Genomic DNA, 12,603 nt, shown 5'->3' on the forward strand with positions numbered 1-12,603 from the left:
CCCGATGACGCCGCCCGCATCGAACACGCTCAGCCCACGCTCTGATATTGCCGCACCGGATGACGACGCATCGCCGCGATGTTGATGCCGTCAAGCAGCCAGTGCAGCTCCTCCATCGTCAGCGTCAGCACCGCCTCCTGACTTCGGGGCCAGTGGAATCTGTCGGCCTCCAGCCGCTTCAGCAGCATCCAAAATCCTGACCGATCATAAATCAGCAGCTTGATCCGGTCGCGGCGACGATTGCAGAACGCGAACACCGCGCGTTGGAACGGATCCAGCCCCATCGACTGCTCCACCACGATCGCCAGGCTGTTGATGCCCGCCCGGAAGTCAATCGGTTCGCGGTGAAGGTAGACCCGAAGATCAGACGCCAGTCGGAACATCGCAACGCCCCAGCGCTTCAATCACCGCCGACAGCAACTGCGCGTCGCCGCCTTCCAGCGAAAGCGTCACGCCGTTGGGCATCGATGCCGTCAGCCGCCCTGCACAGGATCGCTCCGTCGCGCAAACCGGAATAAAAGCTGGCGCAATCGGCGCCCGCGCCTCCGGCTGGTCATCCCCGTTCTGAAGTTGTCGCTTGGCCACCCACTTGCGCAGCAGGTTCGCGTTCACGCCGTGTTGCAACGCCAGCCCCGCCAGCGACACGCCAGGCTGCAGACAGGCCTCGACCAGTCGCTGTTTGCTGGCCGGATCATAGCGACGCCGGCCATTGCACAACACGCCGACCGTCTCAAGTCTCAAAGGTTCTTCTGGAGTGATCATCGATGGTGTCCACCTCGCTCATGGTGGACACCTCATCCCATCCCCGCGCTCAACTGCATAGGTGCGTAGAAAGGAGCGCTTACCGATGATCCGCTGTTCGTCGTGATTGCACAGGTGATCGATTCCGCTTGGTTTTCGCTCGACATACGGCCTCTGGTGAAGTCCGACATCGGCCACCGGTTTTCCGTGATGCGAGCGAGTGGAGATCCGTCACCTGTGCGAGCCCTATGCGACCTGGCGGAATGTCAGACAGCGGTGTCTGGACCACACCTGCAGGGACAGGCCGGGCGGGCACGACGACACTGGGCTCGCGAGGCTGCCGGCGGTCACATGGCTGCTGCACTGGTCCAGAATGGTTCTGAGCCGGCACCGAAGTTGATAATTTCAATTATCTTCGTATAGATTTGATAACAATAATTATCGGAACTCCCTTGTAAGAGTTCCGAATACGATATATATAACTTATCAAGAAGGCTATTTGATTAGGATCTTGTATCGTGTCGTACCAAAGCGAAGAGCTCATCAAAGCGGTGCACGCCCAACGCGAAAAGGCAGACATGAGCCAACGCGCGCTGGCCGTCCGCGCGGGATTGACCCAGGCGCACATATCGCAAATCGAGACCGGCCGCCTCGAACCGGGCCTATCCAGTTTCATCCAGATGGCGAGGGCGCTGGATCTCGAGGTCGTGCTGGTGCCCAAGAAACTCCTTCCCGCAGTAGAGGGCATACTGCGCTCGAACGCCACCGAATTCTCCCCCGACAAAGGATCGTCTGATCTCTTCGCCAAGGCTGAACGCATCGTTTCCAGTCAAAGGAAACGCTACGGCAGCTCCGCCGCGCTCGACCGAATTGCCGAATGCTTCCGCTTTCTAAAGCAGATCAATCTTCCGAAAACCGACTTGGCACTCGTCGCAGACATTGTCGAAACCCTACGCCATTATCGGGTCGAACCGATACCCAAGGCTGTACTGGATAATTCTGCAGGCGTGTTGCAGGGTCTGCGCAATAGAATCGCTCATCCCGTAGAAGCCCCCCGCCCCGCCTACGCTCTCGACGACGAGGACGACGATGCCTGAGGTATCCGTCCTCAACGTACGCCTCCACGACATCCCGATCGCGACTCTCACGCTCGTACAGGGCGACCGTTCGCTGCTCGCCTTCAACCAGAACTACATCGATGACGCCAACCGTTCCACCTTGAGCCTGTCCTTCAAGGACTCGTTCGGAAACCTGCTCACATCGTTCAAACCATATCAACAAGTCCTCCCGCCATTCTTCTCCAACCTTCTGCCGGAAGGCCCACTGCGTCGCTACCTCGCGGAACGCGCGGGTGTGAAGGAAAGGCGCGAGTTCTTCCTCCTATGGATGCTAGGTCGGGACCTTCCGGGCGCCCTATCGGTCCATCCGGCGGACGGGGAAGCGTTGCCGCCCCAGGTCGAGGAGGATCTCACGCCCGACGAACGGCAGAACATGTTGCGCTTCTCGCTCGCGGGCGTGCAGCTGAAGTTCTCCGCGCTCAAGAACGATCCCAAGAAGGGCGGCCTGACCATTCCCGTCGAAGGTGTCGGCGGTTCATGGATCGTCAAGCTGCCGTCACATCAGTATCCCGGCGTACCTGAGAACGAATACTCCATGATGACGCTGGCGAAGGACATAGGCATGGAAGTGCCCGAACTTCAATTGATCGACGTCGACGCAATCAAAGGTCTTCCGGAGGGGATCGGCGAACTGAAGGGGCGGGCGCTCGCCGTGAAGCGATTCGACCGCTCGGCCGATGGCGCGGTCCACATGGAGGACTTCGCGCAGGTATTCGGCGTCTTTCCGGACGAAAAATACGACAAGGCCAACTACCGGAGCATCGCGCGCGTTCTCGGCATTGAGACCGGCGAGGCCGGCCTCGCCGAGTTCGTCCGACGACTCGTGTTCAGCACACTGATCGGCAACGCCGACATGCACCTGAAGAACTGGTCGTTGATCTACCCCGACCGACGAACGCCGATCCTGTCGCCCGCCTACGATCTGCTCTCGACCATTCCGTACATCCCGGACGACAAGATGGCGCTGAATTATTCGCGCACGAAGAAGATGGCCGAATTCTCCAAGGACGAGCTGACGCATCTGGCTGCGAAGGCGAAGATATCGGAGCAGCTGGCAGTCGACACGGCCGCGGAAACAGTCCAGCGCTTCAAGAAAATCTGGGCGGAGCGCAAGGCAGATCTCCCGCTGGAACGAAGAGTCGTCGAAGTCATCGATGCGCATGCCGCGTCGATCCCGATCTACAACGAGCTCTGAACGTGACCTACGATTTCGGAAATCTCTCGCCGGCGGACTTCGAGGATCTGGTCCGGATCTCATCGGCCGCGAATTCGGTGTCCGGTTCGAGGCCTTCGCGGCCGGCCCCGACGGCGGTATGGACGGACGCCATGCGCGAGGAGCCACTGCCACGATCCTGCAGGCGAAGCACTACGGAAGATCCTCCTACGCCTCGCTCAAGTCGCAGATGAAACGCGAACGACGCGCCATCGAAGATCTGGCCCCCAGCCGCTACATTCTAGCGACGTCATGCCCGCTCACGCCGAACAACAAATCCGAACTCGCCAACGCGATAGGCTCCTCGCTCTCGGACGAGGGGGACATCCTGGGACCGAGCGACCTGAACGCCCTACTCCGCAAATATCCCGACATCGTCAAGTCCCACATCAAGCTCTGGCTGTCCGACGCCGCCGTCCTAGACCGCATCGTGCGGTCGGCGGCCCACGCCTACAACAGGATCACGAAGGAGGAGATCGAATCCAAGGTCCGGATCTACGCGTCGAATCCGAGCTTCGACGGAGCGCGCGACACGCTTGAGGCGAACCATGTGGTCATAATATCGCCCCCCCGGCGTCGGCAAAACCACGCTGGCGGAAATGCTCTGCTACGCGTATCTCGCCGAGGGTTGGGAACTGATCGCCATCAGGAGCCTCGAAGACGGACTGGCCGCGATCGAGGACAAGGGAAAGCAGATATTCCAACTTCGACGACTTCCTGGGCAAGGTCGCGTTGGATCGTCATGCGCTGGCCCACAAGGACTCCGAACTCGCCAGGTTTATCAAGCGGGTCCGCAAGTCGCCGAACGCAAGGTTCATTCTCACGACGAGAGCCTACATACTCGCAGAGGCCCGCCAAGTCTCGGAATATCTTGCGGACCGGCGTCTGGACGTAAGCCGATACGTCCTCGACGTGGGCGCATACACGCGGCGCATCAAGGCGCGCATCATCTACAACCATCTTCTCGCCGCCGAAACGCCTGCAGGGCACATCGCGGCACTCGTCGACGGCGACATCGCGAAGATCGTCGACCACAAGAACTACAATCCCCGGATCGTCGAATGGATGATCGACGCCGGCCGCATCGAAGAGATCGCAGCCGAGGACTATCCGGTGTCGTTCCTGCACGCCCTCGACCATCCGGGTCAATTGTGGGACATCGCCTTCCGCAGCCACATCTCGAAAACCCGGCAGCATCTGCTCATCGCGCTCTTCTTCGGTTCGCAATATGGCGTCAGCATCGATGAGCTGCGCGAGTCCTACGAAGGAATGCATCCGATACTCTGCGCCAAATACGGCGAGAGCCACGGACCAAAGGATTTCGAAGAATCCCTGAGGGTGCTGGAGGGAGACTTCGTCACGATACGGGGCACGCAGGTCAGTTTCGTGAATCCTTCGCTGCGAGACTATCTCACAGGATATCTCGAGGACAAGACTCTCCTGCTCGAGATTGCCCGCGGCGCGCGACAGAGCGACTGGGCGCAGGCCGTCTGGAAATTCGGCGCGCGCCTAGATCCGTCGGACATCTTGCAGCGGAAGCTCGGCCTTTCATTCGTCGACGCGGCGAAGCGGTTCGCCACGGAACCGACATGGACGGTCGTTCGAGGACATTACGGTCCCACGCGGCATGCAAAGGGGTTGTCGAACACCGATCGCATCCGATTACTGATAGATTGGTGGTCGGCGACCGAGAACGGCCGCTTCTCGGCCATCGCGCTCGTCCTGGCACGTTCGCCGGTCGACGGGTTGGACTCGTGGCGGGACGGCGGTGAAGCGGTCGAACTAATCGCCAAGCTGAGAGACGACGACCATTTCGGGGACCTTCCCGGCGCCTCCGAAATAGCCGACCATCTCGAGGCCGCCGCCATCATCATGCTCGAATCGCCCATGACCCCCGACGAACTGGAGAAGATATCCGATGCCGTCGACGACTGGCGCCGTCATCTTACCGACGGACTCTTCCGCGCGCACGACGACGCGATAAGAAACGAGATCGAGAACGTCGGCTCGGTCGTCGAGGAGATGGATTCAGAGTCGACCCTCAACGAACATTTCGACACGATCCGCAAACTCTCGGAACGCGTCAATATCGCCTCCCAGGCGGATATCGATCGCCGTGAAGAAGGTCGAGGACAGCATCACAAAGCGCGGGGAGGAGACCGACGTCTCCAGTTCACCGTCGTTCGGCGGCAGCAAGCCGCAGGAGGGCGACGCCTTCGACGACAAGGCACTGAGAAGTCTGTTTCTTCCCCTACTGCAGAGATAGTGGACCCTCGCTTCATCGCCGCGCGAGCCAGCCCATGATCGTGAACATAACTACCCCGCGGGCCTTGGACGAGGTCGCCTTAAGACTCTCCTTCTCGGCCTGGGCGTCCCTAGTCAAATAGAGCAACGCGCATCGCGAAGGCACCGACGGTGCCGTCGAGCGTGTCGAAACTGAGTCTCTGACGGCGAACATCGGCATATCGGGGTATCTGGCCTAATGCGAAAAGACAGCTAAGTGCCCTCAGCTGCATAATGCTCGCGCAGACGACCGAGCAGCTCCGCCTTGATGGGGTCGAGTGGATTCGTCCGCTGCAGTCGCACAACCTTGCCGACCCGTATCGCGCCAACCAACTCCGCGATGTAGTCATGAGCCGCTTCGAACGCCATTTTGCGGATGATCCACTGTTCGTCGTGATTGTAGACCTGATCGATTCCGCTTGGCTGTTGCCCAACACACAGCCGCTGGATTTCGTTGTCGTAGCCGCAGCGTGACATGATGGTGCGCAAGCTGCGCCTTAAGTCATGCATGGTGAACTTGGCGACGCTCGCTTCCTTGACTAGGCGGTTGACCATCTTGGTGAAGCCGGACATCTGGCCGCCGGTCTTTGGTGACGGGAAGACATAGTCGGAGGTTGCCCGCTGGAAATGTTTCGCTGCTGCGAGCACCTCGTCAACGAGGTGAGTGCGCGGCACATCGTGGTGTAAACCCATCTTGGTCCAAGCCGCATCGAAGGTGACGCGGTCGTCCATGATGTGCTTTTGCCACTCGATGATGGTCGGCTCGCTTCGGCGCGCGCCGCCGAGCAAGCACATCCTTGTCAGGAGCCCAAAAGTGCCGAGCTTGCCGGACGCATGCCAGACCTTGATGATTTCTTCATCGCTCAGTGCGCGGCCCTTCGTTCGGCGTCCCACTCTCTGCGCACGAGTTTCCTTGGGCTCGCGATAGCCAGCCAGCACATTGTGGTCGACATAGCCCTCGCCGACGCACCATTCGAGGAACGTGTGGGTGTGCTTGCGCAGGTCCCTGGCCGCGCCGCGCTTGCCAGTCTTGGCGACGCGGTCGACTGCCGCCATGATTTGCCGCCGCGTCAGGTCCCCTACGCCGCTCTCGGCGTGCTGCTTGAGCCCGCGCCGCAATGCCGACATGGCTGGCTTCCAGTTGACGACCTGACGTCCGGTCAAGGACATCTGGTAGGGACCATCTTCGACGATGAGGTCCGCCAGTGTGGTGCGTTGCTTCTCGGCTGCCTGTTGTCGCTTCGCCTCGCGTTTCGCATCGTTGGGGTCCATGCCCTTGACCACCTCGCCGGCGGCGATGGTGGCAGCCTTGCGCGCGGCCTTCTCATTATACTTGGGCCACGGGCCGAGGGTCTTGCGCTGGGTCCCCCTCACCCCCGGCTTGGTGAAGAGGTAGACCCAGGTCCGGCCGCCGGTGGCGCGCATGCGCAGGGCGAGGCCGGGCAGCTTGTCGTCGTGGAGATAATGCTGCGCCTTGCCGAGCGGCAGCGTGGCGTTGCGGATCACCGCATCGGTGAGTGTTAGCTGGTTGGTCGGCTCTGGCATGACTCTTTCCCCGCCTTTGTGCCCCGGCGTGCCCCGCGAGGGGAAAATCGCGCCCTATCAGAACCGGCTCTCCGAGCTTCACTGTGTGCCCCAAAAAGGAAGGACCGAGAGACCGTAGCTCAGACCCACCCTCATTTTTGTGCCCCAAGGGAAAAATCTGAGGGGGCACAACAGGGGCACACAAAATGCAGTATGGCCGCTCATGGCTCACCGAGGCTTAAACGGCCATAAGACACTGTAATAAAACGAATTATTTCGACAGAACTATGGCTACGTGGGGTCCGCTTGGATCTACGGATTGTGGTTCACACGGGAGAGGTCCAAGGTTCGATCCCTTGTGCGCCCACCACGCTTCGCCAAAAGGCTTCGCGTGGCGCAGCCACGCCCAATGATGGCGAAGCGTGTCCGGCGTAGCTCGAAGAGCGTAGACGGACTGGGGCGTCTTGCTTCCGCTCCGTCGAAATCTCGAAAACAACCCCATGCACAGTAGCCGGCGTCAGCCGGACAATCGGGCTACGACTTTTCCGAATCTCCGCTTGCTCCGTCGGGCAAAACAGGGGCATGATGGCACCATGAGGAGGATGTCCCCGCGTCGTCATTAGGAGCGTAGCGAAGCAATCCAGAGTCTGTCCGCGGAGGGATTCTGGATTGCTTCGTCGCATCAGCGCAAAATTGCTACGCAATTTTGTCGCGAGCTCCTCGCAATGACGAAGCAAGGAGCGAGACCGCGCCGGTTGACGCGCACGCGACCTCAAGCCTCACACGGCCCGAGCCGGCCGCCAGGCCGCATAGAGACCGACGAGGGTCCCGATGGCGACCAGCGCTGCCGCCAGCAGCACCTGCAACTCCCCATCGTCGGTGGCGCCTACCGACGCCACGAGTCTGGTCACGACGACGAACAGAATGCCCACAGAGGCCGCCGCACCCACGCTGAGATAGGCGAGCTCCCGCGTCAGGTTCCGGCCGAGAAGTCCGATTGCCGTGAAATACATCGCGCAAGCGTTGGGATGAACGAACAAGGCAATTCGCGCGTAAGGACCGTAGGCATCGAGGAGTGACTCACACCGGCTCAGTGCGGCTTTCGAAGCAACCCGTTGCAAGAGCGGCCTGAAAAAACGAGCCTGTCCGTAGCTCAGAACGGCGCCCGTGATGATGGCCAGCCACGCCGCGAAAAAAACGGAAACATCCGCGGGTTTTGGATTGAGTGCCACGGACATCAGGATGAGGGCGGTCCCGGGAAAATAGCCGAAATACGGGAAGACCGCCTCCAGGAGCACGCAGACGAAGATAAAGACCGGAAACCAGGACGAGCCGGTCGCGTCCTGAACGATGGCGTTCAAGTCGAACAGGTTCGTCTTGTACAGGACGAGGTACATGCAAATGGCCAATCCGGCCAACGCGTAAAACGGCAACGCTCCCGACAGAAACTGTCTCATCCGACCATCATACATGGATTCGCGGAAGGGTCGCGCCGTGCGCAGCCGCGCAGCCAGATAACGAGGTCACGAAAGCACACCGCCAAACGACGGCGCCTTTCGTTGACATCCTCGATCCGCTGCGCGACCTCGTAGGCCTTCCGCCTGCGCCAGCCTCACGCCGACGGAAACGGATTTGCGGCCTTGGTGTATTTGAGCGCGCCGATGCCAAAGCCTTCCTGGCTGCGGTTCTGGATGAATTCCTTGTGCTCGTAGTGCGGCGACAATTCGCGCCACAGCTGCGGGACGCCGCCGGCCCAGGCGCTGGTGTTGCCGCTGGACTCGCAGATGTCGTGGAACAGGATGATGCCGCCCTCGCGAACGAAATGCCGGTAGCAGAGAAAGTCCTGCTTGACGCCTTCATAGCGATGATCGCCGTCGATGAACAACGCGTCGATCAACCTGCCATTCAGAAACTTCTCGACCCGCTTGACGGTATCGTCGGCGTAGGACGGCTTGTCGAAGAAGGTCCATGACTGCTTCGGCGTCGCAAGCAGCTTCAGCATTTCCTTGTTCTTCACGTGGAGATCGATGCAGATCATCGTCTCCATCGTCGGAAGAAATCGTCCGAACAGAAGGGACGTTCCACCATTCAGCGTGCCGATCTCAACCACGAGCTTCGGGGCGGACGCTGCGATATAGTCGAGGGCCGACGAGATCTCCGTCTCGATCTGGCAGGAGCCCGTGCCCATATGCTGCTTGGTGAAATCGATAACGTCCTGCACGCTCGATCCGCGCTTGTACTCGCCGATGATCTCGTCGCGCTTTTGCGTGTTGAACTTGAGGCGTAGTGCGGGCCCGCTGTCGGCCAGACGCTTCTTGATCTGCCTGACCGCAAGGACGGCAGGATGAAATTTCAGTTCCGTTAGTCGCTCATTCAAGGCCTTGCTCAAGGACATTATCGAACCTCAATTCACTGGCGTGTTTGCCCGACAGCTCCAAAGCTAAGATCGTTTCAAATTAGGGGCAACTTAAGGTTTTCTCTTGACAGCAGAATGAACCGGCGAGCCGGCATCGCGGGGACAATCGCAAGAAAATCCGGAGTTCCTGGCGACGTCGCTTACAGCTTCTTTGATCAGAAACTTCTCGACCAGCGCACGAATGACATCGCCCCAGTCTTCGGACCGGCGCATCTTCGCCACAATGCGACACATCGGAGAGAGGCGCCGTCGGGCGTCTCGCTCAAATCTTGTGCACGACGTTGTCGCCGGTGATGACCGTGATATCGGCGTAGCGACAAGCGCCGTGGCGGCGCTGAAACGGTGCGACCGCGAGCAGCCAGATTTTCGCGATGGCTTTCGCCGATCCGCCGATATGGGCGGCGTAGTCTGACGCCACGTCGCGTTGCTGCGCTTGCCAGGTTCCGAGGTCGGTCTTCCCGGAACGGACGATCATGTGCGTCTCGATCGCAGTCCAGGCGGGCAACGGACACCGGAAGACCTTGCCCTCCGGCAGGTGTTCGCTCCAGATGTATGTCAGATCCTGCCCGTCTTCGAACTTCACGCCGATCGAAAGATAATCGTGGGTCGCAGCCTGGTCCTCCGCGACGACCGATGGCAGCTGATCGATCTTCCAGCGCCATGCAAGGCGCGGACGGGAGGCCAACGGAAGCGACAGCGGTCGCTCGATGATACTGACATGGCCCGTGATGTCGCAGACGATCTCGCCGTCTGCGCCCTGATTGAAGATTTCCTGTCCGCCACCGAAGCCAAGCAGGTTCGACCACCCCGCAGGCAGCTTGCCGCCGCGTTCGAGACGCGCGAGCTCGGACTTGAGCAGACCGCCGACGTCGCCATGCGCCAGCAGGCTCCTGACGCCGACAGCCGCATCTCCGCGCCACAGCAGGGCAACGCCGGTGATCGCGACGTCCGCCTTCCTGTAGATCTCTTCCGGCGTCCCCAGCGCGCCGTCCTCATTGGTCCATTCCGCGGCCGAGCGCGCGACCTCGATCGGTCCATCGTGGGCGGCCGTCATGGTCCCCGTGTCCAGCATCGGATTGTACATCGGCCGCAGCCCGCGCGTGCGCGCGTGGAAGACCAGGCCAGGGCCGAACCAGAGATCGTGATCGCGCGACAGCCACATGCGACCGCCCAGGAGGAACGTCACCTGCTGGCCGCGCGCCGCATCGAGCCCGAGATCGGTCCATGGCAGATCGGCGCCCTTGATCTCGAAGGCCTTGGCGGCGAGCAGCTCCGCCGAACTCGCCTTCGCAATGAGATCCTTGATGCCGCTCACGACATCGACTTGAACGCCCTGCTCCGCCGCTTGCACTGTTCGCAGCGCCGGGCGTGCAAAGGGAAGCATCAGGCCGAGCGCCGAGGCACGCCACATGGCATCGCGTCGGGAAATTTTCCCGGCTGGAGACGAGAAGCCAAGACAAGCAAAGCACATGCATTCCTCCCTGCCCCACCGCGACGCGGGCGTTTGGCCGTAGTCCATCGGAATTCGGATGCTATGCTTTCGCGCCGAATTCAGCCTGCCATGACGCGCCGGCCCGGCCGCCGATTTGGCGCGAGAGGGCAGATGCAGCAGACCGGTTACACGCGCGCGAGCACGCTTGGTCCGATCGCCGAGGTCGTGACGGCGGCCGGGGGATCGATCGAGCGGGTGTTTCGGCGCGCTGATCTTCCGCTCGCCTTGCTGGACTCGCCGGACACGCTGTTGCCGCTGCGCGATCATTTCCGCCTGTTGATGGTGACCTCGCGGGAATTGCACGACGAGGTCTTCGCGGCGCGGCTCGGTCGCCAGACGTCGATGGCAGGCCTCGGCGTTTTCGGCAGATGGGTGGCGCAGGCACCGACCTTGCTCGAGGCGATCCAGCGCGCCGGAACCAGCCTGCCGCACATGCTGCAGAATGCCACGCAGCTGGTGGTCCGCCGACACGGCGACGAGATTCACTGGTCCTATGAAGTATACGACCCGGCGCGCGACGGGCGCCTGCAGAACGAGATGCTCGCGATCTGGTACATGATCGCGGTCGTCCGGCATTTTGCCGGCGCCCGGTGGCGGCCCGACAGAATCATCCTGAGCGGCCTCCCAAGCCGACTGCGATGTCCGACCAGCGCCTTGATGGGTACCGACACGGCGATCGGCAACGCCGCCAGCGCGATCGTGTTCGATCGGCGGCTGCTGACTTCCGTCAATCCGGATCTCGGACAAGGCGATGGGCTGGCCGCGAGTGAGCTTGGACGCATTTTTGATCTGCCGGATCCGGAAGACCTGCCGGGCCGTCTCTCCGTGCTGATCGAGCTGGAGCTGCTCGATCGTCGTCCGACCCTCGCACGCATCGGGGCTCGATCCGGCCTCGCGAGACGAACGCTGCAGCGCAGGCTCAGCGCCGCCGGACTGAGCTATGGCGACCTGCTGCGAAACGCGCTGCAGCGGCGGGCCGTGAGACTGCTATGCCAGACCGACCGGTCGATCGGCGACATTGCGGCCATGCTCGGCTATGACGACCCCTCTCATTTCAGCCGGGCCTTCGAGCGCTGGAGCGGTGTTGCTCCCACCCGTTGGCGTCGCCTCCTTGAACCGCGCGCGCGGCCGGAGACTTCAAGCTTCTGACCGCATCCTTACGCGATCTCGACGAGCTCGACTTCCTGCGCGCCCGCCCCCACGACGTCGCCGACCGCCTTGCCCATCAGCGACTTCGCGACCGGAGATACGAACGAGATCGACCCCGCCTTTGGATCGGCTTCGTCCTCGCCGACGATGCGATAGGTCTGCACGCGGCCGTCGGCGCGGCTGAACGTCACCGTGCTGCCGAAGGCGACGACATCGTTCGACGCCGGATCGGGAACCAGCTGCGCCGTGCGCAGCCGTTCGGTTAGGTAGCGTGCATCGCGCAAGGGCACCGCCGACTGCCGGCGCTTCTCGTTGACATCATCGACGGCTTGCGCGGCTTCATAGGCCTCGCGCGCCTGCTGGAGCTGCGTCTGCAGCGCCTGCAAGCCGGTCGCCGTCACGAGGTTGGGATGTGGCGAGATCGGGCGATCCGGCAACATCGTCTCGGCGGCGGTCTCGGCGCTTTCTTCTTTGGTAAAGGCGACGCTCAATTCGAATATCCTGTCGAACAGTTTCGGAGCATGGAATTAGGTTCGATCGGCTGCCAAGGTAAGTGGGGCCGCGGCACACAACGAGGCCGGAACCCCTCATCCGGACCGCATCTTCGATGCGATCCGACCTCTCCCTACGGGAGAGGTGTACGAGTTCTCGGCTCGCATCGATCAAA

The 12,603-nt window shown here is 61.4% G+C and carries 11 protein-coding genes and 1 pseudogene; 4 read left to right on the plus strand and 8 right to left on the minus strand.

All coding sequences use genetic code 11. The features are described 5' to 3' along the window. Nucleotides 1-29: 29 nt before the first annotated feature. Both tnpB and NLM31_RS37130 read right to left on the minus strand, forming a co-directional pair. Entirely contained in the window at nt 30-383 is a 354-nt protein-coding gene (tnpB, locus tag NLM31_RS37125) for an IS66 family insertion sequence element accessory protein TnpB (protein ID WP_027584880.1), read from the minus strand. Beyond that, entirely contained in the window at nt 364-762 is a 399-nt protein-coding gene (locus NLM31_RS37130; protein ID WP_254128299.1) for a transposase, read from the minus strand. Before NLM31_RS37130 ends, tnpB begins: the two co-directional genes overlap by 20 nt. Before the next feature lie 497 nt (nt 763-1,259). Between NLM31_RS37130 and NLM31_RS37135 the strand changes: the two genes are divergently transcribed. The 3 genes from NLM31_RS37135 to NLM31_RS37145 all read left to right on the plus strand — a co-directional run bounded on the left by NLM31_RS37135 (nt 1,260) and on the right by NLM31_RS37145 (nt 5,376). Continuing rightward, nucleotides 1,260-1,838: a helix-turn-helix domain-containing protein gene (locus tag NLM31_RS37135; protein WP_254195452.1), complete on the plus strand. Its 579-nt coding sequence runs from the start codon at nt 1,260-1,262 to the stop codon at nt 1,836-1,838. Next, on the plus strand, nt 1,831-3,054 hold the full coding sequence (locus tag NLM31_RS37140) for a type II toxin-antitoxin system HipA family toxin (protein WP_254195453.1): 1,224 nt from the start codon (nt 1,831-1,833) through the stop codon (nt 3,052-3,054). Before NLM31_RS37135 ends, NLM31_RS37140 begins: the two co-directional genes overlap by 8 nt. 750 nt (nt 3,055-3,804) lie before the next feature. Then, a complete protein-coding gene (locus tag NLM31_RS37145) occupies nt 3,805-5,376 on the plus strand; it encodes a hypothetical protein (RefSeq protein WP_254195454.1) in 1,572 nt (523 codons plus the stop codon). A gap of 192 nt (nt 5,377-5,568) precedes the next feature. On the opposite strand, the gene NLM31_RS37150 is transcribed toward NLM31_RS37145, so the two are convergent. The 5 genes and pseudogenes from NLM31_RS37150 to NLM31_RS37165 all read right to left on the minus strand — a co-directional run bounded on the left by NLM31_RS37150 (nt 5,569) and on the right by NLM31_RS37165 (nt 10,706). Beyond that, complete coding sequence (locus NLM31_RS37150) at nt 5,569-6,900, minus strand: integrase arm-type DNA-binding domain-containing protein (protein WP_254195455.1); 1,332 nt, start codon at nt 6,898-6,900, stop codon at nt 5,569-5,571. A 758-nt stretch (nt 6,901-7,658) separates the two neighbouring features. Continuing rightward, entirely contained in the window at nt 7,659-8,336 is a 678-nt protein-coding gene (locus NLM31_RS37155) for a hypothetical protein (protein WP_254195456.1), read from the minus strand. Nucleotides 8,337-8,366: 30 nt separating this feature from the next. Then, a pseudogene (locus NLM31_RS43500) lies at nt 8,367-8,479 on the minus strand (transcription elongation factor); the annotation flags it as partial. Between the two features lie 12 nt (nt 8,480-8,491). Beyond that, nucleotides 8,492-9,256 carry a class I SAM-dependent methyltransferase gene (locus tag NLM31_RS37160; RefSeq protein WP_254195457.1) on the minus strand — a complete coding sequence of 255 codons (765 nt, stop codon included), beginning with the start codon at nt 9,254-9,256 and terminating at the stop codon, nt 8,492-8,494. A gap of 301 nt (nt 9,257-9,557) precedes the next feature. Further along, nucleotides 9,558-10,706, minus strand: a complete 1,149-nt coding sequence (locus NLM31_RS37165; protein WP_254195458.1) for a DUF3047 domain-containing protein — start codon at nt 10,704-10,706, stop codon at nt 9,558-9,560. Nucleotides 10,707-10,898: 192 nt separating this feature from the next. On the opposite strand from NLM31_RS37165, the gene NLM31_RS37170 reads away from it, so the two are divergent. Then, nucleotides 10,899-11,936 (plus strand): AraC family transcriptional regulator, encoded by a 1,038-nt coding sequence (locus tag NLM31_RS37170; protein WP_254195459.1) that lies wholly within the window; start codon nt 10,899-10,901, stop codon nt 11,934-11,936. 8 nt (nt 11,937-11,944) lie between these two features. On the opposite strand, the gene greA is transcribed toward NLM31_RS37170, so the two are convergent. Further along, complete coding sequence (gene greA / locus NLM31_RS37175) at nt 11,945-12,427, minus strand: transcription elongation factor GreA (RefSeq protein WP_254195460.1); 483 nt, start codon at nt 12,425-12,427, stop codon at nt 11,945-11,947. Nucleotides 12,428-12,603 lie beyond the last annotated feature (176 nt).

Source organism: Bradyrhizobium sp. CCGUVB4N (assembly GCF_024199945.1).
Classification (GTDB): domain Bacteria; phylum Pseudomonadota; class Alphaproteobacteria; order Rhizobiales; family Xanthobacteraceae; genus Bradyrhizobium.